At 49.4% G+C, this 26,078-nt stretch carries 23 protein-coding genes and 1 tRNA gene; 22 read left to right on the forward strand and 2 right to left on the reverse strand.

Going from position 1 to position 26,078, the window contains the following annotated elements:
* Entirely contained in the window at positions 1-1,674 is a 1,674-nt protein-coding gene (gene recN / locus QEZ41_RS07865) for a DNA repair protein RecN (protein ID WP_289410857.1), read from the reverse strand.
* 285 nt (positions 1,675-1,959) lie between these two features.
* On the opposite strand from recN, the gene grpE reads away from it, so the two are divergent.
* From grpE to QEZ41_RS07910, 9 genes are all read left to right on the forward strand, one after another.
* On the forward strand, positions 1,960-2,532 hold the full coding sequence (grpE, locus tag QEZ41_RS07870; protein WP_289410858.1) for a nucleotide exchange factor GrpE: 573 nt from the start codon (positions 1,960-1,962) through the stop codon (positions 2,530-2,532).
* A gap of 93 nt (positions 2,533-2,625) precedes the next feature.
* Positions 2,626-4,545: a molecular chaperone DnaK gene (gene dnaK / locus QEZ41_RS07875; protein ID WP_289410860.1), complete on the forward strand. Its 1,920-nt coding sequence runs from the start codon at positions 2,626-2,628 to the stop codon at positions 4,543-4,545.
* Positions 4,546-4,652: 107 nt separating this feature from the next.
* On the forward strand, positions 4,653-5,768 hold the full coding sequence (gene dnaJ / locus QEZ41_RS07880; RefSeq protein WP_289410862.1) for a molecular chaperone DnaJ: 1,116 nt from the start codon (positions 4,653-4,655) through the stop codon (positions 5,766-5,768).
* 78 nt (positions 5,769-5,846) lie between these two features.
* Positions 5,847-6,650 carry a 4-hydroxy-tetrahydrodipicolinate reductase gene (dapB, locus tag QEZ41_RS07885; protein WP_289410864.1) on the forward strand — a complete coding sequence of 268 codons (804 nt, stop codon included), beginning with the start codon at positions 5,847-5,849 and terminating at the stop codon, positions 6,648-6,650.
* Positions 6,651-6,835: 185 nt separating this feature from the next.
* Positions 6,836-7,987, forward strand: a complete 1,152-nt coding sequence (gene carA / locus QEZ41_RS07890; RefSeq protein ID WP_289410866.1) for a glutamine-hydrolyzing carbamoyl-phosphate synthase small subunit — start codon at positions 6,836-6,838, stop codon at positions 7,985-7,987.
* The gene (gene leuE / locus QEZ41_RS07895) at positions 7,981-8,634 is read left to right on the forward strand and encodes a leucine efflux protein LeuE (RefSeq protein ID WP_289410867.1); all 654 of its coding nucleotides are present in this window, start codon (positions 7,981-7,983) and stop codon (positions 8,632-8,634) included. Before carA ends, leuE begins: the two co-directional genes overlap by 7 nt.
* Before the next feature lie 15 nt (positions 8,635-8,649).
* Positions 8,650-11,871, forward strand: coding sequence for a carbamoyl-phosphate synthase large subunit (gene carB / locus QEZ41_RS07900; protein ID WP_289410868.1), 3,222 nt, complete (start codon positions 8,650-8,652; stop codon positions 11,869-11,871).
* Positions 11,868-12,344 carry a transcription elongation factor GreA gene (gene greA / locus QEZ41_RS07905; protein WP_289410870.1) on the forward strand — a complete coding sequence of 159 codons (477 nt, stop codon included), beginning with the start codon at positions 11,868-11,870 and terminating at the stop codon, positions 12,342-12,344. Before carB ends, greA begins: the two co-directional genes overlap by 4 nt.
* Before the next feature lie 7 nt (positions 12,345-12,351).
* The gene (locus tag QEZ41_RS07910; protein WP_289410871.1) at positions 12,352-12,762 is read left to right on the forward strand and encodes a DUF4149 domain-containing protein; all 411 of its coding nucleotides are present in this window, start codon (positions 12,352-12,354) and stop codon (positions 12,760-12,762) included.
* Between the two features lie 51 nt (positions 12,763-12,813).
* Here the strand turns inward: QEZ41_RS07910 and yhbY are convergent, their stop codons facing one another.
* Positions 12,814-13,119 carry a ribosome assembly RNA-binding protein YhbY gene (yhbY, locus tag QEZ41_RS07915; RefSeq protein ID WP_289410872.1) on the reverse strand — a complete coding sequence of 102 codons (306 nt, stop codon included), beginning with the start codon at positions 13,117-13,119 and terminating at the stop codon, positions 12,814-12,816.
* A 74-nt stretch (positions 13,120-13,193) separates the two neighbouring features.
* Between yhbY and rlmE the strand changes: the two genes are divergently transcribed.
* From rlmE to rpsO, 13 genes are all read left to right on the forward strand, one after another.
* Positions 13,194-13,814, forward strand: coding sequence for a 23S rRNA (uridine(2552)-2'-O)-methyltransferase RlmE (rlmE, locus tag QEZ41_RS07920; protein ID WP_289410873.1), 621 nt, complete (start codon positions 13,194-13,196; stop codon positions 13,812-13,814).
* Between the two features lie 126 nt (positions 13,815-13,940).
* Complete coding sequence (gene ftsH / locus QEZ41_RS07925; protein WP_289410874.1) at positions 13,941-15,872, forward strand: ATP-dependent zinc metalloprotease FtsH; 1,932 nt, start codon at positions 13,941-13,943, stop codon at positions 15,870-15,872.
* 46 nt (positions 15,873-15,918) lie between these two features.
* Positions 15,919-16,770 (forward strand): dihydropteroate synthase, encoded by an 852-nt coding sequence (gene folP, locus QEZ41_RS07930; RefSeq protein WP_289410875.1) that lies wholly within the window; start codon positions 15,919-15,921, stop codon positions 16,768-16,770.
* Positions 16,767-18,113 carry a phosphoglucosamine mutase gene (gene glmM / locus QEZ41_RS07935; RefSeq protein WP_289410876.1) on the forward strand — a complete coding sequence of 449 codons (1,347 nt, stop codon included), beginning with the start codon at positions 16,767-16,769 and terminating at the stop codon, positions 18,111-18,113. The genes folP and glmM overlap by 4 nt, the downstream gene beginning before the upstream one ends.
* Before the next feature lie 65 nt (positions 18,114-18,178).
* Entirely contained in the window at positions 18,179-18,934 is a 756-nt protein-coding gene (gene tpiA / locus QEZ41_RS07940) for a triose-phosphate isomerase (RefSeq protein ID WP_289410877.1), read from the forward strand.
* Between the two features lies 1 nt (position 18,935).
* A complete protein-coding gene (gene secG, locus QEZ41_RS07945) occupies positions 18,936-19,307 on the forward strand; it encodes a preprotein translocase subunit SecG (protein WP_289410878.1) in 372 nt (123 codons plus the stop codon).
* A 7-nt stretch (positions 19,308-19,314) separates the two neighbouring features.
* Positions 19,315-19,401 (forward strand) — tRNA-Leu (locus tag QEZ41_RS07950).
* A 245-nt stretch (positions 19,402-19,646) separates the two neighbouring features.
* Positions 19,647-20,102, forward strand: coding sequence for a ribosome maturation factor RimP (gene rimP, locus QEZ41_RS07955; RefSeq protein WP_289410879.1), 456 nt, complete (start codon positions 19,647-19,649; stop codon positions 20,100-20,102).
* 43 nt (positions 20,103-20,145) lie between these two features.
* Positions 20,146-21,627, forward strand: coding sequence for a transcription termination factor NusA (gene nusA / locus QEZ41_RS07960; RefSeq protein WP_289410880.1), 1,482 nt, complete (start codon positions 20,146-20,148; stop codon positions 21,625-21,627).
* Between the two features lie 28 nt (positions 21,628-21,655).
* A complete protein-coding gene (gene infB / locus QEZ41_RS07965; RefSeq protein ID WP_289410881.1) occupies positions 21,656-24,163 on the forward strand; it encodes a translation initiation factor IF-2 in 2,508 nt (835 codons plus the stop codon).
* A gap of 66 nt (positions 24,164-24,229) precedes the next feature.
* Entirely contained in the window at positions 24,230-24,619 is a 390-nt protein-coding gene (gene rbfA, locus QEZ41_RS07970) for a 30S ribosome-binding factor RbfA (protein WP_289410883.1), read from the forward strand.
* Positions 24,620-25,540, forward strand: coding sequence for a tRNA pseudouridine(55) synthase TruB (gene truB, locus QEZ41_RS07975; protein ID WP_289410884.1), 921 nt, complete (start codon positions 24,620-24,622; stop codon positions 25,538-25,540).
* Between the two features lie 117 nt (positions 25,541-25,657).
* Complete coding sequence (rpsO, locus tag QEZ41_RS07980) at positions 25,658-25,927, forward strand: 30S ribosomal protein S15 (RefSeq protein WP_289410885.1); 270 nt, start codon at positions 25,658-25,660, stop codon at positions 25,925-25,927.
* Positions 25,928-26,078 lie beyond the last annotated feature (151 nt).

Raw genomic sequence — 26,078 nt, forward strand, 5'->3', positions numbered from 1 at the left:
TCAGTTGACTGCACCGCTAAGCATTTGCTTGGCATGGGCTAGAGATTCATCGGTAAGGTCGATACCGCCCAGCATGCGAGCGATTTCTTCGACACGCTCAGCATCAGATAACTCTTTAATGGCGGTGCTGGTAGCGTTTTTGCCGCGTTCTTTGTAGACGTACAGATGCTGATGCGCCTGCGCTGCAACTTGCGGAAGGTGGGTGACGGTTATCACCTGCCCCTCACCACCAAGCTGGCGCAAAAGTTGGCCCACTATCTCTGCAGTAGGGCCGCCAATACCCACATCAACCTCGTCAAAAACCAGTGTAGGTACTCGGGACGTTTGTGCAGTAATCACCTGAATCGCCAAGCTAATGCGTGACAATTCGCCGCCAGAAGCCACTTTGGCTAGGCTTTTTAAAGGTTGGCCGGGGTTGGCGCTGACTAAAAATTCAATATTTTCTGCGCCCTGCACGTTGGGTTTGTTATCAGCATGCGGCTGTAATTCAATATTAAAACGTCCGCCGGGCATACCTAAATCTTGCATGCGTGCGCTAACGGCTTGGCTTAGTTGTTTGGCTGCTGTGGTTCTGGCTTTGGATAGCTGAGCCGCGGATTTTTGATATGCCTTTTCGCAGCGGGCAATGTTCCCAACCAGTGTTTCCAGTTTGCAGTCATCGCCTTGGAGTGTTTCCAGCTCGTGCAGCAATTGTTGCTGCAAATGATTAAGTTCTTCTGGCTGGACTTTATGTTTGCGTGCCAAGGTATAGATGCTATCTAGACGTTCCTCAACCCAACGCTGACGTTCTGGATCACAGTCAAAACTATCAAGGAAGCGGTTAAGTTCACCGACGGCTTCTTCGATTTGGATTTGGGCGCTGGTTAGCAGTTCATCACACAGCTGTAAGGCGGCTGGCGGCTGTTGAAAGGCACGGCTGCGCGTAAGGCTGCTGTTAAGTGCGCTTAATACAGTGCTGTCTTCATTGTCACTGCAGATGTTAATAATAAAACGGCAGTGCTCAATTAGCTGTGCCGATTGCGCTAGGATGTGCTGTTCTTGCTCCAACTGACTAAGCTCGGTGTCACCTAGGGACAGGGCTTCCAGTTCTTCTAGCTGATAACTGAGTAATTGAATGCGAGCTTGTTGCTCGTCGCTGTTTTGGCTCAGGCGCGCCAAGGTGTTGCTTTGTTCGCGCCATTGTTGTGCGAGTTGGCTGACTTCTGCTGCCAGGGGCTTGAGTCCGGCAAACTCATCCAGCAGGCGTCTGTGCGTGTCAGTTTTTAACAGCGACTGGTGTTCGTGTTGGCTATGCACATCAATTAACATAGCGCCCAGCTCTTTGAGATCGGTTTGCGTGCAGGGCGTGCCGTTAATGTAAGCGCGCGAGCGACCTTCTTGAGTAATAATGCGCCGCAACAAACATTGCCCGTCATTATCCAAATCACGTGCACTAAGCCAGCGTTGTGCTTCGGGTATTTGGCTGATGTCAAAGCTGCTAAGGATATCCGCTTTATCGCTGTTGGGTCGCACGGCACCGCTGTCAGCTCGGGCGCCCAACGTGAGGCTAAGTGCGTCGAGCATAATGGATTTGCCCGCACCGGTTTCACCGGTAATCGCACTCATGCCTTGTTTTAATTCAAGGTCAAGATGTTCGACAATAGCGTAATTGTGCACAGATAATTGTATAAGCATGTTGCGCTCACTTATTGCAAGATGACTGTTTATTTATACAGTGTTTGTTTTTGTCGATCAAGAGCATGCTAGATTTTTATTTGCAGTTTGGCGGTCTTGTTTCAGGCTTGATGTGGCTGGATTACAAAGATCTAACAGGGTCAATGTTCATGGTATGGCTATCAATACGCGTTAAATAAGCAAAAAGATCGTGTTAGCACTTGAAGCGTGGACGTGTTGCCCCCATATAAGCTGACATTAATTCTTTAAGCATTTTATTTTTGTAAAACATGAAAGGAGACTGGTATGTCCGATGAGCAGAATCCAGCGCAAGAGCCAGAGTTAGCGGAGCAAGACACTGAACAGGCACAGCCTGAGATAGATGTTAATGCGCGCATTGAAGAACTAGAGGCTCAGTTGGCAGAGGCAAAAGAACAAGTGATACGCGCTGCGGCAGAAGTTCAAAATACCCGTCGCCGCGCCGAGCAGGATGTGCAAAAAGCGCATAAGTTTGCTCTAGAAAAATTTGCCGGTGATTTGCTTGCAGTGGTGGATAGTTTAGAGCGCGGCCTTGAAGTGGCGGACGCTACTAATGAGACGCTACGGCCCATGCGTGAAGGTATGCAGCTGACTTTCAAGCAGCTGCTCGATACCTTGAGACGTTACAATGTTGAGCGTATCGATCCTCATGGTCAGCCGTTCAATCCTGAACTACACCAAGCCATGAGTATTCAAGAAAGCACCCAGGCTGAGCCGGATAGCGTGCTTAAGGTATTCCAGTGTGGTTATTCGATTCATGATCGCTTGTTGCGTCCTGCCATGGTCGTGGTTAGCAAAGCGCCTGCAGAGCCGCCAGTGAAAATTGACGAGCAGGCTTGAAATTAAAATCTATAGCCCCATTAAACATACAAGAATTTAAGTTAAGGCCTGAACAGACTAACGCTGAAAGGGCCGTATTATCGGAGTCGCAAGATGAGCAAAATAATTGGTATTGACTTAGGAACCACTAACTCGTGCGTTTCAGTCCTCGAAAACGGTGTTGCAAAGATTATTGAGAACGCCGAGGGTGGCCGTACCACCCCATCCATTATCGCCTACACCAACGATGGCGAGATTTTGGTGGGTCAATCTGCTAAGCGTCAAGCCGTGACCAACCCACAGAACACTCTGTATGCGGTGAAACGTCTGATCGGTCGTCGTTATGATGAAGAAGTGGTGCAGAAAGACATTAAAATGGTGCCTTACACTATCGTTAAAGCTGACAATGGCGATGCGTGGATCGATGTAAAAGGCGAGAAAATGGCGCCCCCGCAAGTTTCTGCGGAAGTGCTTAAGAAAATGAAAAAAACCGCTGAGGATTACCTTGGCGAAACCGTTACTGAAGCCGTGGTAACCGTACCAGCGTATTTTAACGACAGCCAGCGGCAAGCCACAAAAGATGCGGGCCGTATTGCGGGGCTGGATGTTAAGCGGATTATTAACGAACCGACTGCTGCCGCGTTGGCGTACGGTATGGATAAAGCCAAAGGCGACCGCACCATCATCGTTTATGACCTGGGTGGTGGTACCTTTGACGTGTCGGTGATTGAAATCGCTGAAATCGATGGTGAACATCAGTTTGAAGTGTTGGCCACCAACGGTGACACCTTCTTAGGTGGTGAAGATTTCGATATTCGCATGATCGACTACTTGGTTGATGAGTTTAAGAAAGAAAGCGGTATGGACCTTAAAGGTGACCCGCTGGCGATGCAGCGTCTAAAAGAAGCTGCTGAAAAAGCCAAAATTGAACTGTCATCGGCGCAGCAGACTGATGTGAACCTGCCCTATATTACTGCAGATGCCAGTGGTCCTAAGCACCTGACGGTAAAAGTAACACGCGCTAAATTAGAGTCCTTAGTTGAGGACTTGGTTAAGCGCACGCTTGAGCCTTGCCGCATTGCCTTACAGGATGCAGGCTTGGATGCTAAGGCTATCAACGACGTAATTTTGGTGGGTGGTCAAACCCGTATGCCTTTAGTGCAGAAAACCGTTGCTGATTTTTTCGGCACCGAAGCGCGTAAAGACGTGAACCCAGATGAAGCAGTCGCCATGGGTGCTGCGATTCAGGGCGCGGTACTGGCCGGTGATGTAAAAGACGTATTGTTGCTAGACGTGACCCCGCTAACCCTAGGTATTGAAACCATGGGCGGCGTAATGACCGCGTTGATTGAGAAAAACACCACGATTCCAACCAAGAAATCTCAGGTGTTCTCAACCGCAGACGACAACCAAAGCGCAGTGACCATTCACGTGCTGCAGGGTGAGCGTAAGCAAGCAGTACAAAACAAGTCGCTCGGTAAGTTTGATTTGACAGATATTCCACCTGCGCCGCGTGGCATGCCGCAGATTGAAGTGACCTTCGACATTGATGCTAACGGTATTTTGAACGTATCAGCAGTGGACAAGGCGACCGGTAAGAAGCAGTCTATTGTTATTAAAGCTAACTCCGGCTTGAGTGAAGAAGAAATCGAGCAAATGGTGCGTGATGCTGAGGTTAACGCTGAGGAAGATCGTAAGTTCGAAGAGCTGGTAACGGCGCGCAACCAAGGCGATCAGCTGGTGCACGGTACTAAGAAAATGCTCACCGAAGCTGCTGACAAAATGACGGCTGATGAAAAAACAGCCATTGAAGCAGCCTTGGCAGACTTAGAAGAAGCCGTCAAAGGCGATGACAAAGATGCCATTAATGCCAAAATCGAAGCCTTGTCACAAGCCAGTGCTCCTGTGGCGCAGAAAATGTACGCCGAAGCAGAGCAAGCTCAGGGTGATGCTGCGCAAGCAGGTCAGGCCGATGACGCGGACGATGTGGTTGACGCTGAGTTTGAAGAAGTCAAGGACAATGACAAGAAGTAATCTTGTTGTCATCAGCAGTTAACACTTAATGCTAACCATGATCACGCGGGAGCTTGCTCCCGCGTTGATCTTTCTAGCCGGCGAGCATACCGGAGTGAAAGTGAGTTATGTCAAAACGTGATTTTTATGAAGTGCTCGGCGTTGAGCGTGGGGCGAGTGAAGCGGAAATTAAGAAGGCTTATCGCCGTTTAGCGATGAAGTACCATCCTGACCGCAACCCAGATGATAAGGACGCCGACGATAAGTTTAAAGAAGCCACAGCGGCTTATGAAGTGCTTTCAGATGCACAAAAGCGCCAAGCCTATGATCAGTTTGGCCATGCCGGAATTGATCCGCAAATGGGTGGTGCCGGTCAGGGCGGAGCAGGCTTCTCGGATATTTTCGGTGATGTGTTTAGTGATTTCTTTGGCGGCGGTGCGGGGCGTTCGCGTGGCGGACCACAGCGTGGCAGTGATTTACGCTACACCATTGAGATTTCCCTAGAAGAAGCTGTACGCGGTACTACGGTAGAAATTCGTGTGCCTACGCTAGCAGAGTGTAAAACCTGTGACGGTAGCGGCGCGAAAAAAGGGACTAGCCCTTCAACCTGTAGTACCTGTCAGGGCGTAGGTCAAATTCGGATGCAGCAAGGTTTCTTTGCTGTGCAGCAAACCTGTCCGCGCTGTCATGGTAGTGGACAAACTATTACTGATCCTTGCCAGACTTGTCGCGGACAGGGTCGAGTGGAAGAGACTAAAACGCTGTCGGTTAAAGTTCCAGCTGGCGTAGATGTCGGTGATCGTATTCGTTTAAGTGGCGAAGGCGAAGCAGGCGTGCAAGGTGGCCCGGCAGGTGATCTCTATGTGGTGGTCAATGTTAAGGCGCACGATTTCTTTGAGCGTGACGGACGTAATCTGCATTGCGAAGTCCCCATCAGTATTGTTGATGCGGCTTTGGGTGGAGAGCTTGAAGTGCCAACACTGGACGGGCGTGTAAAGCTTAAAATCCCTGAGGGCACACAGACCGGTAAGCTATTTCGCTTGCGTGGCAAAGGCGTTACTCCGGTACGAGGTGGCGGTGTAGGTGACTTGATTTGTCGTGTGGTAGTAGAGACGCCAGTCAGCCTGAATAAGCGTCAGCGTGAGTTGTTGGAAGAGTTGCGTGAAACGTTAAAAGACAATTCACACTCGCCAAAAGCCAAGGGTTGGTTTGATGGCATGAAGCGTTTTTTCGGTGATAAATAAGCAACTGGTATAGTTGTTTAATAAATAAACTACTATTAGGCTATCGCCTACACTAGTTCAACTAAGAGATGAAAAACTATGCTACGAGTGGCTATTACAGGTGCCGTAGGGCGGATGGGCAAAACCCTAATCGAGACAGTGCAAACTTCACCACAAATGGTGCTGACTGCAGCTGTTGATCGTCCTGACAGTAGTTTAATTGGCGCTGATGTCGGCGAGGTTGTGGGTTTAGATAAAATCGGTATTCAGATTGTTGGTGACTTGACTCAGGTACTCGACAGTTTTGATGTGCTGATCGATTTTACCCACCCTACCGTTACCCTGAAAAATATTGAGATTTGCTGTAAAGCAAAAAAAGCCATGGTTATTGGTACCACGGGCTTTAATTCGGCAGAACGTGGTCAGTTGGAAGCAGCATGCAATACGATTCCTATTGTGTTTGCAGCGAACTTCAGTGTGGGTGTCAACCTGTGCTTTAAATTGGTTGAAACGGCCGCACGCGTGCTGGGCAATGACGTTGATATCGAAATTATCGAAGCCCATCATCGTGATAAGGTGGATGCCCCGTCTGGTACAGCCTTACGCATGGGTGAAGTGGTAGCCGATGCCTTAGGCCGCGATTTAGCCAAAGTTGCGGTGTACGGTCGTGAAGGCCAGACCGGCGCACGTACACGTGAAGCCATTGGTTTTGCGACAATTCGTGCCGGCGACATTGTGGGTGAGCATACGGTTTTATTTGCTGCCGACGGTGAGCGCATAGAAATTACCCATAAAGCATCAAGTCGCATGACCTTTGCTAAAGGCGCGGCACGTTCAGCACGTTGGGTAGTGGGTAAGCCAGCGGGTTTGTACGATATGCAGGATGTATTAGGGCTGAAATAAAAACGTTAAAAAAGTCGTTGTTGACGCTTTTTGTTTGCTGAAAAAACCCGTACAATTTGTCGCTAGTGTATCCACTAGAAGCGTATTCAGCATGCAAATATTTAAAGAAACGGAATGATGTCAACACGTCATTCCGTTTTTTTTCGCCTGAACGTACGCAAACAACGCATCAATCGGAGGTCTGTTTGAATAAGCCAGCCATACTCGCCCTTGCTGATGGCAGCATTTTTCATGGTCAAGCACTTGGCTGTGAGGGGCAGACAGTCGGGGAGGTGGTGTTTAATACCGCCATGACCGGCTACCAAGAAAGCCTGACCGATCCGGCATCGGCACAGCAGCTACTTGCCTTTACCTATCCGCATATAGGCAATAGCGGTACTAACGCAGATGATGCGGAGTCTGAGCGAGTTTGGGCCGCAGGCATGATTATCCGCGACTTGCCGTTACTGGCAAGCAGTTGGCGTGATGAACAGAGCCTGTCTGATTACTTGGCGGCGCAACAGGTCGTGGCGATTGCCGGCATTGATACACGCCGCCTGACGCGTATTCTGCGTGAAAAAGGTAATTTAGGCGGCTGCATTGTCAGCGGTGCGCAAGCGACAGAGGCGCGCGCCTTGGAGTTGGCGCAAGGCTATGCGGGTCTGCAGGGGCAAGCACTGATTGCTAGTGTCAGCACACAGCAGCCGTATACCTGGACGCAGGCGAGTTGGCAGCTGGCTAGCAATACCTGTCCAGAGGTGGATACCACGCAGCTCAAACAGCATGTAGTGGTCTATGACTTTGGCGTACGTCGCAGTCTGTTGCGTGCATTGGTCAGCCAGGGTTGTCGCGTCACTGTTGTACCTGCCAATACGGCGGTGCATGAAGTGCTCGCGTTACAACCGCAGGGCGTAGTGTTGTCGGGCGGGCCAGGCGATCCAGCCGCCTGTAGCGAGGCGATTAACACCGTTAAAGCCTTGCTCAGTACGTCTGTGCCGGTATTGGCCACTGGCTTGGGTTTTCAACTGTTGGCGCTTGCCACGGGAGCACAGACACATAAGCTGGCTTGCGGTCAATATGGTGTTAACCAGCCAGTGCAAGACATAGCTACCAAGCAATGCATGATCACCCAACAGAATCACAGCTTTGCTGTGAGTGCAGAGCGTTTGCCAGTTGCGTTGAAGTTGACGCATGTGTCGTTGTTTGATGGTAGTGCTCAGGGGCTGCAGTACCTTGATAAACCGGTGTTTGGTTTCCAAGGCGTGCCTGAGTTGAGCGCAGAGCCTAATACCAGCGCGGTTTTTATTGACCGCTTTATTACAGCCATGCAAGCTGAGGGTAATAATCCGTCATGCTAATTAGTTTGGGCGTTACGGATATCTGGACCTACGTGCTGGGTACGGTATTTGTTGTGCTGCTGCCGGGGCCGAACTCTTTGTTTGTGCTGGCAACTGCCGCTCAGCGTGGCGTAGGCGCAGGTTACAGTGCGGCATGCGGTGTGTTTATCGGCGATACGATTCTGATGCTGTTATCAGCCATTGGCATTGCTTCATTGCTGCGCACTGAGCCTATGTTTTTTAGTGTGCTCAAGTACCTTGGCGCGGCCTATTTGTGCTGGCTTGGGATTAATATGCTGCTGTCTGCGTGGCGCAATATGCGTGACAAGTCGCTGACCAGTGAGCGTATTGAGCAGCAAAAAATCGGCCAGCCGTTACGCAAGGCCTTGATGCTGAGCCTATCCAATCCGAAAGCCATTTTGTTTTTCGTGTCTTTCTTTATTCAGTTTGTCGACCCGGGTTACGCCCACCCGGGTGTGTCATTTTTGATTCTGGGATTGATTGTGCAGATCATTAGTTTTCTGTATCTCAGTCTTTTGATTTTTACCGGCGCACGCTTAGCGCACTGGTTTCGTCAGCGTAAGCGCTTGGCGACCGGCGCACTAACCAGCGTTGGTGCCATGTTCGTCAGCTTTGGCGTGAAGCTGGCCACCGCAACCCTGACCTAACACGACGAGAATCCCATGCCAAAACGTACCGACATTAACAGCATTTTAATTATTGGCGCCGGCCCGATTGTCATCGGCCAGGCCTGTGAGTTTGACTACTCTGGCGCGCAAGCCTGTAAAGCACTGCGCGAAGAAGGCTATCGAGTCATCTTAGTCAACTCCAACCCAGCCACCATCATGACCGACCCGGCGATGGCCGATGCCACCTATATTGAGCCGATTCAGTGGCAAACCGTGGATAAAATCATTGAAAAAGAACGGCCAGATGCAATTTTGCCGACCATGGGTGGGCAGACCGCACTTAACTGCGCGCTGGCATTAGAGCGCGAAGGCGTGTTGGCGAAATATGGCGTTGAAATGATCGGTGCTAACGCCGACACCATCGATAAAGCCGAAGACCGTTCGCGTTTTGATAAAGCCATGCGTGCCATTGGCTTAGAGTGTCCGCGCTCTGGTATTGCCCATACCATGGATGAAGCCTATCAGGTGTTGGATGAGGTGGGCTTTCCCTGCATTATTCGCCCCAGCTTTACCATGGGCGGCACAGGTGGTGGCATTGCCTACAACCGTGAAGAGTTTGAAGAAATCTGTAGCCGCGGTTTAGATTTATCACCCACCAAAGAGCTGCTGATTGATGAGTCGCTGATTGGTTGGAAAGAATTTGAAATGGAAGTGGTGCGCGACAAGCTGGATAACTGCATCATTGTCTGTTCGATTGAAAACTTTGACCCCATGGGCGTGCATACCGGGGATTCCATAACCGTAGCACCGGCGCAAACATTAACCGATAAAGAATATCAAATCATGCGCAACGCCTCCTTTGCGATTATGCGTGAAATTGGCGTGCAAACCGGTGGCGCCAATGTGCAGTTCGGCATAAATCCAGTGAATGGGCGTATGGTGGTGATTGAAATGAATCCTAGGGTGTCGCGTTCATCAGCGCTGGCCTCTAAGGCAACCGGTTTCCCCATTGCTAAAATTTCGGCCAAGTTGGCGGTCGGCTATACCCTGGATGAGCTGGCGAATGACATTGTTGATGGGCGCACACCGGCAGTGTTTGAGCCGACCATTGATTACGTCGTCACCAAGATGCCGCGCTTTGCCTTTGAGAAATTCCCTAAAGCCGATGCGCGTTTGACCACGCAGATGAAATCCGTGGGTGAGGTGATGGCGATGGGGCGCACCTTCCAAGAATCCTTACAGAAAGCCATGCGTGGTTTGGAAGTGGGGGTTAGTGGGTTGGATGCGATTGTTGACCAGAATGATCCAGAACTTGCCACTATTTTGCGTCGTGAACTCACCGTGCCCGGTGCTGAACGTATTTGGTACATCGCTGATGCCTTTCGTGCGGGCATGAGTCGTGATGAGATTCACCAATTAACCCAGATCGACCCGTGGTTCCTCGTGCAAATTGAGGATCTGTATTTAGAGGCAGAACAGCTAAGACAAATGGGCTTTGCCCAACTGGATCGCGCTAACCTGCTGCGCCTAAAACGTAAAGGGTTTAGTGATGCACGTTTGGCAAAACTGCTCGCTGTTTCAGAAAAAGAAGTACGTGCACGCCGTCAACAGTTCGAACTGTTACCCGTGTATAAACGCGTGGATACCTGTGCAGGGCAGTTTGCTACCGATATCGCTTATATGTATTCCACCTATGAAGACGAGTGCGAAGCCGTGCCCTCAACGCGCGATAAAATTATGATTCTGGGTGGTGGCCCCAACCGTATTGGTCAGGGGATTGAATTTGATTATTGCTGTGTTCATGCTGCGCTAGCGTTACGTGAGGATGGCTATGAAACCATCATGGTCAACTGTAACCCAGAAACCGTTTCAACCGATTATGACACCTCCGATCGCCTGTATTTTGAGCCGGTCACTCTAGAAGATGTGCTGGAAATTGTGCGCATTGAGCAGCCAAAAGGCGTGATTGTGCAATACGGTGGGCAGACGCCCTTAAAAATTTGCCGTGCCTTACAGCAAGCTGGTGTGCCTATTATTGGTACCAGCCCAGATGCCATTGACCGTGCCGAAGACCGTGAGCGTTTCCAGCAGATGGTGCAGCGTTTACAGCTCAAGCAGCCGCAAAACGCCACAGCGCGTAGTGAAGAAGAAGCCATTTTACACTCCAAAGCCATCGGCTATCCGTTGGTGGTGCGTCCCTCCTATGTGTTAGGCGGGCGAGCGATGGAGATTGTTTATGATGAAGAAGAGCTCAAGCGTTACATGCGTGATGCCGTGCAAGTCTCTAACGACAGCCCAGTGCTACTGGATCACTTCCTCAACAGCGCCATTGAAGTAGACATTGATGCAATTTGTGATGGTAAGCAAGTGGTTATCGGCGCAATTATGCAGCATATCGAGCAAGCTGGCGTGCACTCGGGTGACTCCGCCTGCTCCCTACCGGCGTATTCATTGTCGCAAGCCGTGCAAGACCAAATTCGTGAACAGGTCAGCCGTATGGCGCTTGAGCTAGGTGTGCTGGGTTTGATGAACGTGCAAATGGCGGTGCAGGGCGAAGATATCTACGTGCTGGAAGTCAACCCGCGCGCTTCACGTACCGTACCTTTTGTGTCTAAGTGTATTGGTGAGTCCTTGGCTAAAGTGGCTGCACGCGTGATGGCGGGTAAGACATTGGCTGAAATTGGCTTCACTCAAGAGATCATTCCGCCGTTCTTTAGTGTGAAAGAAGCAGTGTTTCCCTTTGCTAAATTCCCCGGGGTTGATACTATTCTAGGACCTGAGATGAAATCCACCGGTGAGGTGATGGGTGTCGGCGACAGTTTTGCTGAAGCCTTTGCCAAAGCCCAAGTGGGTGCCGGTGAGACCTTACCTACTAGCGGCTGTGTCTTTATCAGTGTCCGTGATGACGATAAAGCTAATGTGGCCAAACTATCGAAAGAGCTGTTAGAGCAAGGCTTTAGTGTGGTTGCCACCTCAGGTACGGCTAAGGTAATTGAGGCAGCGAATTTACCGGTTCGTCGTGTCAACAAGGTTACCGAAGGTCGTCCACATATTGTGGATATGATTAAAAACCAAGAAATTTCATTGATTATAAATACTACCGAGGGGCGTCAGTCCATTGCCGACTCCTTCTCGATTCGTCGTAACGCTTTGCAGAACAAAGTCTATATTGCCACCACTATGGCGGCAGGGCAGGCGGTGTGTCAGGCGCTTAAATTTGGTCCGGAACGGACTGTGCGCCGACTGCAAGATTTACATGCAGGAATGAGTGTGTGAGTAAATATCCTATGACTGTTCTAGGAGCGAAAGCCCTAGAGCAGGAGCTAAAACATTTAAAAACCGTGATGCGCCCACAGATTACTGATGCCATTGCTACGGCACGTGAGTTGGGTGATTTAAAGGAAAATGCTGAATACCATGCTGCACGCGAGCAGCAAGGCATGGTTGAGGCGCGTATCCAAGATATCGAAGGGCGCTTATCCGCAGCGCAGATTATTGATGTTACTGCGCTGCCTTACACTGGAAAAGTTATTTTCGGTGTCACGGTAGAGCTGTGCAATCTGGATACGAATGAGACCGTGGTCTACCAGATTGTTGGTGAAGATGAGTCTGACTTTAAACAAAATAAAATATCAGTCACATCACCCATTGCGCGCGGATTGATTGGCAAGGAAGAGGGTGAAATCGCTGCAGTGCAAACACCTTCGGGGGTGGTTGAGTACGAAATCCTTGAGGTGAAACATATTTAAATTACGCATGCTGCATACCGCGGCAGTGATTTGGATGTTGGCGCAAACCCTATGGGTGGGCGCTCATGCCAGTTATCTGCTGATTTTTATGCCAGCTTTGCAGCAAATTGGACTGGCGCCGCTGTTGCTTAGTGAAGTGCATGCTGTGGTGCGCCCGGGGTTGTTGGTGTTAACGCTGATGGCTCTGGGCATACAAATACTTGCACTGTGGCGTAGCAAACCTTTAATGCAATGGATTACTGAGCTGCGTGGGCTGTTAGTCGTGATGGCTGTGGCTCTGTGCCTACTTTTGCTCGTTGCGCAGTCGATGCAGCTAACGGCAGCGCCTTGGGCAAGACTTGCTTATGGTGGGTTGTTGAGTATGGGCTTGTTGTTGCTCATCCAGCCCTTGCCTGAAGCGCCTGAACGTTCACTTTAAGACTGTCTTGAAAACTGAGCAGTCGGGCGCAAGCCCGACTTGCAGGAATTTTTAAGAGCGCAGCAGGTTAGATAGTTTAGGGTTGGCTTTTGGGTTTTTGCGGTAAACAAGCGCCATCTTGCCGATGCTTTGCACTAAGATCGAGCTACTTTGCTGGCACAGTTCGGTTAAAATGGCCTGACGGTCTTCGCGTTCAGCGATACGCAGTTGAATTTTAATCAACTCATGATCGTTGAGCGCGCGATCTAATTCAGCCATTAGGTTTTCTTTTAAACCTTGCTCGGCGACAGTAACCACGGGCTTAAGGTGATGACCAATGGATTTAAAGTGTTTCTTTTGCTCTTGCGTGAGCGACATAATGGGCGACCTCTGAGTCGAAATGAATAATAAAGTTTGGGTATTTTACCCTAGTGAGTGCTAAGAGGTAAGCAGTGGCACGATCGAAAAGTAGCGGACGCTGGTTAAAGGAACATTTCGATGATCCTTACGTCAAAATGGCGCAAAGAGATGGGTATCGATCCCGCGCCAGTTATAAGCTGTTAGAAATCCAAGAAAAAGATCGCATCATGCGCTCCGGTATGACCGTGGTTGACCTAGGCAGTGCGCCAGGAGGCTGGTCGCAGGTAGCCAGTCGCATCGTGGGTGAAAAAGGATGCATGATTGCATCCGATATTTTGCCCATGGACGGTATGGCCGATGTCGCTTTTATTCAAGGTGATTTTACCGAGCAGGAGGTGTTCGATAAAATAATGGCTGTCATAAATAATAGACCTGTGGATCTTGTAATTTCCGATATGGCCCCCAATATGAGTGGTATAAGGACAGCTGATCAGGCGGCGGCGATGTTGCTGTGTGAGCTTGCACTTGATTTAGCCATTAAGGTTTTGCGTCCTGGTGGTGATTTTTTAATTAAAGTCTTCCACGGTGAAGGCTTTGATGAGTACCTAAAAGAAGTGAGGCAACAGTTTGAAAAAGTGCAGATGCGCAAGCCTGCTTCATCAAGAGATCGCTCCCGCGAACAGTATTTATTAGCACGCGGTTTCCGTCCCTGAGTTTCATAATTCATTAATGCAATTTCATGTATAGTTACAACTGATTCTGCGAAGTTGAAATAAGTGGTGTAACTTTGTAGTGAAGTTTTTAAGTGTTGCGGGTTGAGCAGCAGAGGGTAGATAGAAGTGAATGATTTAACCAAAAACCTACTGATGTGGATGGTGATTGCTGCTGTCTTAGTGACCGTGATGAATAATTTCTCCGCATCGCCAGATACCGGCAAGCTAAATTACAGCACCTTCATTGAAGAGGTTAATGCCGGCAAGGTGCAGCAAGTGACGGTCGATGGGTTTACCATCTCAGGCCGTCGTGTTGATGGTTCGAGTTTCGAAACCGTGCGTCCTGCCATTCAGGATAACGGCTTGATGGGCGACCTGATAGATAACCAAGTGACCATTGTTGGTAAGCAACCAGAACGCCAAAGCATCTGGATGCAGCTATTGGTTGCCAGCTTTCCGATTTTAATAATTTTCGCCATCATCATGTTTTTTATGCGCCAAATGCAAGGTGGCGCTGGCGGTAAGGGCGGACCGATGAGCTTTGGTAAAAGCAAAGCGCGTCTGCTGGCTGAAGACCAGATTAAAACTACACTGGCCGATGTTGCCGGTTGTGATGAAGCTAAAGAGGAAGTGGGTGAACTGGTTGAGTTTTTGCGTGATCCAAGTCGATTCCAACGCTTGGGCGGTAAAATTCCTCGCGGCGTATTGATGGTAGGTCAACCCGGTACCGGTAAAACCCTGTTGGCTAAGGCTATCGCCGGTGAAGCGAAAGTGCCGTTTTTTACTATATCCGGTTCAGACTTTGTGGAAATGTTTGTCGGTGTGGGTGCTTCGCGAGTGCGCGATATGTTCGAGCAAGCGAAAAAACACGCACCCTGCATTATCTTTATTGATGAAATTGATGCGGTCGGTCGTCATCGTGGTGCAGGCATGGGCGGCGGTAACGATGAGCGTGAACAAACCCTGAACCAGCTGCTGGTTGAGATGGATGGTTTTGAAGACAACGACGGTGTGATCGTGATTGCCGCGACCAACCGTCCTGATGTGCTGGACCCTGCTTTGCTGCGCCCAGGTCGTTTTGACCGTCAAGTGGTGGTGAGCTTGCCAGATATCCGTGGTCGTGAGCAAATTCTGCAAGTTCATATGCGTAAAGTGCCACTAAATGAGGATGTGGACGCGGCGGTTATTGCTCGTGGTACGCCAGGCTTCTCAGGTGCAGACTTAGCTAACCTGGTTAACGAAGCTGCTTTGTTTGCCGCGCGTTTTGATCAGCGCTTGGTGGGCATGAAAGAGTTCGAGTTGGCGAAAGATAAAATCATGATGGGCGCTGAGCGCAAATCCATGGTGATGTCGGAAAAAGAAAAGCTTAATACCGCATACCATGAAGCAGGGCATGCCATTGTGGGTCGTTTAGTTCCAGAGCATGATCCTGTGTATAAAGTGTCTATTATTCCTCGTGGGCGCGCCTTGGGTGTCACTATGTTCTTGCCTGAGGAAGATCGCTACAGTTTGTCCAAGCGCGGTATTATCAGCCAAATTTGCTCCCTGTATGGCGGTCGTATTGCTGAGGAAATGACGCTAGGTTTTGAGGGTGTAACAACGGGTGCTTCTAATGACATTATGCGCGCCACACAGTTAGCGCGCAATATGGTAACTAAGTGGGGCTTGTCAGAAAAATTAGGTCCTTTGTTGTATGCCGAAGATGAAAATGAAAGTTACTTGGGTCGTGGTGGCAGCAGCCATATTGGTAAGGTGTCTGGTGAAACAGCTAAGCTTATCGATCAGGAAGTGCGTGAGATCATTGATTCATCCTACGAAACAGCCAAGCGTATTTTGGTCGAAAACCGTGACAAGTTAGATGCTATGGCTGAAGCGCTGATGAAGTATGAAACGATCGACAGCGATCAAATTGATGACATCATGTCCGGTCGTACAGTGCGTGAACCGAAGGGTTGGAAAGATGATAGTACACCACCACCTAGCGCTAACGCTGAAAAGCCGAGCGAACCAGAGTCACGTCCTGAAACACCTATAGGTGGTCCTGCGGGCGAATATTAATCGTTCAGAGCGCCCTCCATCCGGGGGGCGCTGCTTAAGGAATAGCATGCACAGCCGAATTTTGCGCTGCGGTCAGCATAGCCTAGATCTCTCCGTGCCCCATGTGATGGGCATTCTCAATGTTACCCCCGACTCTTTTTCAGATGGTGGCTGCTATAACCATTTTGAGCAGGCGCTAACGCGTGCCCGAGAAATGGTGCAAGCGGGTGCCAGTATCATTGATATTGGTGGCGAATCTACCCGCCCCGGCGCGCAGACTGTAACTGTTGAGCAAGAGCTTGAGCGTGTAGCTCCTTTGGTTGAAGCCATAACCAAAGAGCTGGATGTTATTGTCTCTGTTGACACCTCTACACCGCAAGTGATGCGTGAAAGCGCCAAGCTGGGTGCAGGTCTTATCAATGATGTGCGCGCTTTACGTCGTGAGGGTGCGTTGCCAGCAGCGGTAGCAACAGGTTTGCCAGTGTGCCTTATGCATATGCGTGGCGAGCCGCACAATATGCAAGATGCACCACATTATGAGGATGTCGCTGCCGAGGTGATTGCCTTGCTGCGCGAACGAATCCAGAGTTGTAATCAAGCCGGTATTTCAAGTGATAAGCTGCTGATTGATCCCGGTTTTGGTTTTGCGAAAAACCTGTCACATAATCTAGAATTATTTAATCGTTTAACTGAATTGCGACAATTAGAGTTGCCGATGCTGGTAGGGGTGTCACGTAAAAGCATGATAGGCCAAGTATTGGATAAGCCTGTAACAGAGCGCCTGTATGGCAGCTTGGCTTTAGCAGTGATGGCTTTAGAGCGTGGTGCCAATATTTTACGCGTGCATGATGTGGCGGCTACTATAGATGCGGTTAAGATGTTTCAAGCAGTACGAACAGCTAAGGAAAGAATACAATGAGCAGAAAATATTTTGGTACCGATGGAATTCGTGGTCGCGTCGGGGAGCATCCCATTACCCCCGAGTTTATGCTGAAACTTGGCTGGGCTGCCGGTATGGCATTTCGTAAACAAGGGCGCTGCCGGATTTTAGTAGGTAAAGATACGCGTATTTCCGGTTATATGTTCGAGTCAGCACTGCAGGCGGGTTTATCGGCCGCCGGTGCCGATGTTATGTTGCTGGGTCCTATGCCTACGCCAGGCATTGCTTACCTGGCACGTACCTTTAAGGCTGAAGCAGGCATCGTTATCAGTGCTTCACATAATCCGCATTATGATAACGGTATTAAGTTTTTTTCATCCCATGGTAAAAAACTACCCGATGAGCTTGAAGAGATGATCGAAGAACTAATCGAAACGCCCATGCAGGTTGTGGAGTCAGAGCATCTAGGTAAAGCGTTTCGGGTGAATGATGCCGCAGGTCGTTATATCGAGTTTTGTAAAAGCAGTGTGCCGACGAGCAGTGATTTTTCAGGCTTGAAAGTGGTAATAGATTGCGCTCACGGTGCCACCTACAAGATTGCTCCTAATGTGTTTAGTGAGCTAGGTGTTGAAGTTATCAGCATTGCCAATCAGCCCGATGGCGTGAATATCAACCAAGGTGTTGGTGCCACGGATTTGGGTGCTTTGCAAAAGGCAGTGGTCGAGCACAGCGCTGATTTCGGCATTGCTTTTGATGGTGATGGTGATCGTGTGCAAATGGTAGACCATACCGGCGTCATTCTTGATGGGGATGATTTGCTGTTTATCATTGCCACAGATGTTCAGGAGCGCGATCGCCTGCCGGAAGGCACAGGTGTAGTTGGTACCTTAATGAGTAACTACGGTCTGGAGTTGGCATTAAAAGAGCGCGGCATTCCTTTTGTGCGCGCCAAAGTAGGTGACCGCTATGTTATGCAAGAGATGCAGGAGCGTAACTGGGTTGTAGGTGGTGAAAGTTCAGGGCATATTCTTTGCACGCAGCATCATACTACCGGTGACGGAATTATTGCTGCATTGCAGGTTATCTTAGCGTTAAAGCGTCGTGGACAAAGTTTGGCAAAAGAGCGTTTGGCTTGGAAAAAATTGCCACAGACGTTAATCAATGTGCGTTATGTCAGTGCTGAACAGAATCCCGTTGAACATCCAGATGTGCAAGCAGCCTGTGAGCAGGTGACTAAAGCAATGGCAGGAAGCGGTCGAGTGCTGTTGCGCAAGTCCGGCACTGAGCCCTTAGTGCGTGTGATGGTTGAAGGGCAGGATGAGGCGCAGGTAATGCGCTATGCACAGCAGCTTGCGCAAGTGGTAGAGCATGTCTGCCAGTGATTTTACTTGCATCGAATGCGCTGCTTGAGTAACATCTGCACCCACTTTAGAACATGAGGTTTTTTATGCGTCGTCCGATGGTTGCTGGTAATTGGAAAATGAACGGCACCCTGCAGAGCGTTGCAGATTTGCTAAATGCTTTAAAGGGCGAGAAATTGCCTGAGAACATTGATGTGGCGGTTTTTCCAAGTTTGCCCCATTTGCAGCTTGCACAGCAGATCGTGCAAGGCTCAAGGATTCAGCTTGGTGCACAAGATTGTGCGGTACAGCTAGAAGAAGGTGCGCTGACTGGTGAAACATCAGCTATGCAGTTGCGTGATGTAGGCTGCGACTTGGTGTTAGTAGGTCATTCTGAAAGAAGAGAGTTGCAATCTGAAGATGATCAGGTAATATGCCGCAAATTTATTGCCGCGCAAGCAGCAGGTCTGACTCCCGTTTTATGTGTGGGTGAGACTCTGGCTCAGCGTGAGCAAGGCCAAGCAGTAAGCACTGTGGCGGCACAGGTCGATGCAGTAATTGCAGGCGCTGGTGTGCAGGCTTTAGCTGATGCTGTTTTGGCTTATGAGCCAGTTTGGGCGATAGGTACAGGCTTAACGGCTACGCCAGAACAAGCGCAAGAAGTGCATGCGGCCTTGCGTGAGCACATAGCAGGCTACGATGCAGAAATAGCCCAACAGCTAAGAATTTTGTACGGTGGTAGTGTGAAAGCGGCTAATGCAGTAGAGCTTTTTACACAGAAAGATATCGATGGCGGGCTGATTGGCGGCGCCTCACTTAAAGCAGATGAATTTGGTGCGATCTGTCGCGCCGCAGGTAAATAAAATGCTGGAAACGGTTATAATTATTGGTCACCTTGTAGTTGCTATTGCAATTGTTGGTTTCGTGCTGATTCAGCAAGGTAAGGGTGCAGAGGCGGGTGCTTCTTTTGGTTCGGGTGCTTCGGCGACTGTATTTGGTGCGCAGGGTACAGGGACATTTTTTAGCCGTATCACAGCGGTTTTAGCGGTTATCTTTTTTGCGACAAGCTTGGGCTTGGCTTACTATGCAAAACAGCAGGCTAAGGGTTTGGATACCCTCGGTTTGCCGCCAGCTGTGCAGGAAATATCTAAGGATGCCAAGCTTGGGGGCGAGGCTGCTGAGATTCCTGCGCTAGAAAGAAAAGAGAGTGAAGACAGTATTCCGCAGTTGGACTAATTGTTTTGCCGAGGTGGTGGAATTGGTAGACACGCTACCTTGAGGTGGTAGTGGCCTAAAGGCTGTAGGGGTTCGAGTCCCCTCCTCGGTACCAATTAAGACAAAGGCCGCTCTAGCGGGCTTTGTTGTTTGCTTGACTTAGTAAGCGTGCAGAGGTAAAATTTGCGCCGACTTTAGAAGTTGGCTAGCGCGTTTGCAGCCAATCCAGTTGGCACAAAGCTAGATGAATTTTAAAGCCCCTGCATAGGGGCTTTTTGTTACCTCTTAGCTTAGCGTCTTGAAATTATGGGCCTAGTGCCCTTTTTTTATTTTTGGTTAATGGCTAGTTGCGGAGGCCGGATGACTAAGCTGCAAAAATTGCAGGATTTGTTGGCACCAATTGTTGAGGCGTTAGAGTTTCAGTGCTGGGGTATTGAATTTTTATCTCAGGGTCGTCACTCCGTTTTACGCATTTATATTGAGCATGAAGATGGCATTACGGTAGACGATTGTGAACTCGTCAGTCGCCAACTTAGCGCGGTATTGGATGTAGAGGACCCAGTGAGTGGTGAGTACACTTTGGAAGTTTCTTCGCCTGGCATGGACCGTCCTTTATTTACCCTAGATCAGTTTTCTGCATTTATAGGACAGAACGCAAAAATAAAGCTAAGAGCGCCTATTGAAGAGCGGCGCCACTTTCAAGGATTGATACGCGGGATTGAAGAGGATGATGTGGTTATTCAGGTAGACAACTATGAATACCTGTTGCCTTTTGAGTTAATTGAAAAGGCAAATATCGTCCCTAATTTTGACTAATAAAATGGTCTAGCTGTTTAGGCTAAAGCGTGTGAGGCATGCGATGAGTAAAGAAATTTTACTGGTAGTGGAATCGGTTTCTAATGAAAAGGGCGTACCGCCCGGAGATATATTTCAGGCATTAGAAATTGCATTAGCAACCGCAACCAAAAAGAACTATGAAGATGAAGTTGAACTGCGTGTAGAAATCGACAGACAAACCGGCAATTACAAAACCTTTCGTATTTGGCATGTCGTTGATGATGAGCACTTAGATGATCCGGCTTTCCAATATACGCCAGATATGCTGCCTGAGAAATATCAGGACAAGGTTGTTGGTGATGTGATTGAAGAGGAAGTTGAATCCATAGAATTTGGGCGTATTGCCGCACAAACAGCGAAGCAAGTAATTGTACAAAAAGTGCGCGAAGCTGAGCGTGCTCAGATTATTGAGTCTTACCGCAGTAAGCTGGGCGAAATTATCCTAGGTACAGTGAAAAAAGTCTCTCGTGATAACGTGATTATTGACTTGGGTAATAACGCCGAGGCTGTTTTAGGCCGTGAAGATATCATTCCACGTGAAAATTTTCGCGTTGGTTCACGCGTACGTGCTTACCTAAAAGAAATACGACAAGATAATCGCGGTTCACAGCTGGTATTATCGCGTACAGCACCTGAAATGATTATGGAGCTATTCCGTATTGAAGTGCCTGAGATTTCTGAGGGGTTAATTGAGATCATGGCCGCGGCGCGTGACCCAGGTTCGCGTGCGAAAATTGCGGTACGCTCCAAGGATAAGCGTATTGATCCACAGGGTGCTTGTATTGGTATGCGTGGTTCTCGTGTGCAAGCGGTTACCACTGAACTAAATGGTGAGCGGGTAGACATAGTTTTGTGGGATGAAAATCCAGCACAGTTTGTGATCAACGCGATGGCCCCTGCAGATGTGGTTGCCATTATTGTTGATGAAGATGCACACGCGATGGATATTGCTGTGAGTGAGGATGATCTTGCTAAGGCCATTGGCCGTGGCGGTCAAAACGTACGTTTGGCTTCGCAACTCAGTGGCTGGACGCTTAACGTAATGACGGATACAGATATCCAAGAGCGTCAACAACAAGAAGCAGGCGATACCCTGCGTATGTTTATTGATGAGTTAGAAGTTGATGAAGACGTAGCACAGGTCTTGGTTGAAGAGGGTTTTACCACCCTTGATGAAGTTGCTTATGTGCCCATGGAAGAGATGTTGGAAATTGATGGTTTTGATGAAGACATCGTTAAAGAGCTTCGTGCTCGCGCTAAGGACAGGCTGCTATCGCGTGCAATTGCTACCGAAGAAAAACTAGCGGATAACCAACCGGCGCAAGATTTACTTGATTTGGAAGGTATGACAAAAGAGCTAGCGGTGGAATTGGCAGCACGTGGTGTAATGAATCGTGAAGATCTTGCCGAGCAATCCATCGATGAATTGCTTGATATTAGCGGTATGAATGAAGAAAATGCCGGCAAGTTAATCATGTCCGCCCGCGCCCATTGGTTTGAATAAGCACGTTGCGGCTTGAGGAGAGAAGTTCATGACGCAAGTCACAGTTAAAGAGCTGGCTACTACAGTTGATACCCCAGTTGAGCGGTTACTACAGCAAATGCAAGAAGCTGGGTTGCCCCACACGGATAAGGATCAGACTGTTAGTGATGCCGAGAAACAAAAATTATTGGCTTATTTGCAGCACGGTGCTGGAGAGAAGTCCGAGCAGTCTAAAAAAATTACCCTGCAGCGTAAAACGACCACAACAATTCGTGCGCCAGGTAGCAAAACGATCAGTGTTGAGGTGCGTAAAAAACGCACCTATGTAAAACGCAGCCCGGAAGAACTGGAAGCTGAAAAGCAGAAAGAACTCGAGCAGCAACAAGCAGCGCAAGCGGCTGCCAGCCCGAAACAAGCTGAAGTAGCGCCTGAAGTGCCTGCGAAAACAGAAACACCTGTGGCCGCTGTAGCAAAAAAAGAAGCTCAGCCAGAGCCTCAAGCACAAGTTGCCGCCCCACAAGCAGCTGCTGAGCCTACGCCGACGGCAGAGGTGAAGCCGAAGCCGGCTGACGTAGAGCCAGCGGCTACCAAGCAGCCTGAACGCAAAAAAGAAGAGCCGCCACGTCGTCCTGCCAAACGCGAAGAAGACGAGCGTCGTGATCGTAAACCTGCGCCGCGTATGGCTAAGCCTAAAATAGCTTTGCGCGATGATGATGAAGACGGACGCACTCGTGGTCGCGGACGTGGTCGCGGTAAGGCCAAGAAACGCAATGAGCATGGTTTCCACGCACCAACGGGCCCGCTAGTGCGCGAAGTTCGTGTAGGCGAGACCATTACCGTTGCTGAACTGGCCGCGCAAATGTCGGTTAAAGGCGTTGAGGTGGTTAAGTTTATGTTTAAACTTGGCTCGCCGGTAACCATTAACCAAGTACTGGACCAAGATACCGCCATTCTGATTGCAGAAGAAATGGGTCATAAGGTTAAGCGCGTCAGTGATGATGTGCTCGAAGAGCAGCTAGCTCAATCCATCATGCTGGAAGGTGAGGCGATTCAGCGTGCACCTGTAGTAACAGTGATGGGTCACGTTGACCACGGTAAAACGTCTCTACTTGACTATATTCGTCGCGCCAAAGTGGCAACTGGTGAGGCCGGTGGTATTACCCAGCACATTGGTGCGTATCACGTTAAAACGGAAGGCGGCATGATCACCTTCTTGGATACCCCGGGTCACGCGGCCTTTACAGCTATGCGTGCACGTGGTGCTAAGGCGACCGATATCGTTATTCTGGTCGTAGCAGCCGATGACGGCGTGATGCCGCAAACTATTGAAGGTATTCAGCACGCACAGGCTGCGGGCGTACCTATCATTGTAGCGGTCAACAAAATTGATAAGCCAGAAGCTGATCCCGATCGCATTAAAAATGACCTCGGTGTCCACGGTGTCATTCCAGAAGAGTGGGGTGGTGATACCCAGTTTGTCCATGTATCGGCTAAGCAAGGTACGGGTATTGATGAGCTGCTTGAAGCGGTATTGCTACAGTCTGAAGTATTAGAGCTAACAGCTATTCCAAGCGCCTCAGGTCGTGGTGTGGTGATTGAGTCGCGCCTAGATAAAGGGCGTGGTCCAGTGGCTTCTGTGTTAGTACAGAACGGTACGCTTCACCAAGGCGATATGGTGTTAGTGGGTGTTAACTTTGGTCGCGTGCGTGCCATGCTCGATGAGAACGGTAAGCCAATTAAAGAAGCAGGTCCTTCTATTCCTGTAGAGATTCTCGGTCTAGACGGTACCCCGGAAGCCGGTGATGAAATGACTGTAGTGACGGACGAGCGTAAAGCACGTGAAATTGCACTCTTTCGTCAAGGCAAGTTCCGCGAAGTTAAGTTGGCGCGTGCCTCTGCAGGCAAGTTAGAAAACATGTTTGAAAACATGGGCCAAGATGAAAAGAAAGTGCTTAACATCGTGGTTAAGGCTGACGTGCGCGGTACTTTAGAAGCACTGCAGTCCTCCTTGTCTGAGCTGGGTAACGACGAAGTTGAAGTGTGCATTGTTGCTGGCGGTGTAGGTGGTATTAACGAAAGTGATGCAAACCTAGCACTGGCTTCAAATGCGGTAATTTTCGGCTTTAACGTTCGTGCTGATGCCGGTGCTCGTAAGATTGTTGAGACCGAAGGTCTTGATATGCGTTATTACAACATTATTTACGATATTATCGAAGACGTTAAGAAGGCGCTCTCCGGTATGCTTGGCAGTGATGTACGTGAACAAATCGTTGGTATTGCAGAAGTACGTGACGTGTTCCGCTCACCAAAAATTGGCGCAATTGCCGGTTGTATGGTGACCGAAGGTACCGTCTTGCGTAGCCGTCCAATCCGCGTATTGCGTGATGATGTAGTAATCTTTGAGGGCGAGCTGGAGTCCTTGCGCCGCTTTAAAGATGACGTCAGCGAAGTACGTGCCGGTATGGAATGTGGTATCGGAGTGAAGAGCTATAACGACGTACGTCCAGGCGATAAAATCGAAGTCTTTGAAAAAATCGAAGTCGCTCGTACACTTTAAGTTACAACCCCAAACCAAAACGGCACGTTCTTTTGAGCGTGCCGTTTGCCGCTTATAGGTAAATCTATGGCAAAGCAATACAGCCGTGCCCAGCGTGTGGGCGATCAGATTCAAAGAGAACTGGCGATGCTCATCCCGCGCGAAGTTAAAGACCCGCGCTTAGGTTTTATCACTGTCACAGGTGTGGATGTCAGTCGTGATATGGGGCATGCAAAAGTGTTTATCACCCTAATGAATAACGACAGCGCAGAAGACATTGAGCAAAACCTAGAGGTGCTGAGCGAAGTGGCGGGTTATTTACGCATGTTGTTGGGTAAATCCATGAAGATGCGTAGTGTCCCGCAGCTGCATTTTCGTTATGACGAAAGTATCAGTCGTGGTGCTTATATGTCTGCACTGATTGAAAAGGCTGTCGCCAGCGACCGCAGTCATGAACCCGCGGGTGGAGACGAGTAAGTGACGCAACAGGTTAAACGCGAGCGCCGCAGCGTCAGCGGTATTTTATTATTAGATAAACCTGTAGGTTTTAGCTCCAACGGCGCGTTACAAAAAGTTCGTTGGCTGCTCAACGCAGAGAAAGGCGGCCACACTGGCAGCCTTGATCCGTTGGCTACCGGTGTTTTGCCTTTGTGTTTTGGTGAGGCAACCAAGTTCTCGCGTTATTTGCTGGATGCGGATAAAAGTTACGAAGCGCTGATTCGTCTCGGTGTTACTACTGACACAGCAGATGGTGAAGGTCGTGTGCTGGAGCAAAAAGAAGTTCAGTGTACGCAGGCCGATGTGGAAGCCGTGTTGCCGCAGTTTCGTGGCGACATTATGCAAGTACCACCCATGTATTCAGCGCTGAAAAAAGACGGCCAGCCGTTGTATAAGTTGGCCCGTGCTGGTGAGGTGGTTGAACGCAAGCCACGTCCTGTGCACATAGCAGAACTGGAGTTGTTGGATTTGCAGGGTGATCTATTGCGTGTGCATGTCGCGTGCAGTAAAGGCACCTATATTCGTACTTTAGCTGAAGACATTGGTAACGCGCTGGGTTGCGGTGCTCATGTGGCTGAGTTAAGACGCACCAGTGCAGGTCCTTTTTCGCTGGCACAAACGGTGACTTTAGACGAGCTAATCAAGCTGCAAGAAGAATCGGGTAGCGAAGCTCTAGATCAGTACTTGTTGCCCACTGATGCAGGACTGCTGGATTGGCCTAAAGTCGAGCTGACGGAACATACAGCGTTTTTTTGGCAGAATGGTCAACCAGTACGCTCGCCCAGCGCACCCAGCAGTGGTTTGATGCGGGTGTACAACCACAAACATGAGTTTATTGGCGTAGCAGAAATTGATGATGACGGACAGGTTGCACCAAGGCGCCTAATTCGGTCACAATAGCGTCTTTCTAATTGCAGTAAATGCAGTAGAAATATAAGGGTGGCTGTTGGCAGGCGCGGTCATACCTATTTTATTAGTACGGGATTTTCCCGGCCTGTCCATATTAAGGAGCCAATCATGGCACTAAGCGTTGAAGAAAAAGCCCAAATCGTTAGCGAGTACCAGCAAGCTGAAGGTGATACAGGTTCTCCAGAGGTGCAGGTTGCACTTTTGACTGTAAACATCAACAAGCTACAAGGACACTTCAAAGAAAACAAAAAAGATCACCACTCACGTCGTGGTCTGATTCGTATGGTTAACCAACGTCGTAAGCTGTTGGACTACTTGAAGGGTAAAGACCTGTCTCGCTACGCGGCATTAATTGCCCGCTTGGGTCTGCGTCGCTAAGTTGTAGTGACGTGATACAAAAGCTGGTGACTTGGAGTACGGCAGTATTGTATGCCGTTGCGCTTCGGGCACCAGCTTTTCTTTTTTAAGAAACAGTAAGTATTTGGCTAGAACTGTTTGGGCCGTTACCCAACAGGTCTGCGATTTCCCC

The organism is Thiopseudomonas acetoxidans, assembly GCF_030362935.1.
GTDB classification, from domain to species: domain Bacteria; phylum Pseudomonadota; class Gammaproteobacteria; order Pseudomonadales; family Pseudomonadaceae; genus Thiopseudomonas; species Thiopseudomonas acetoxidans.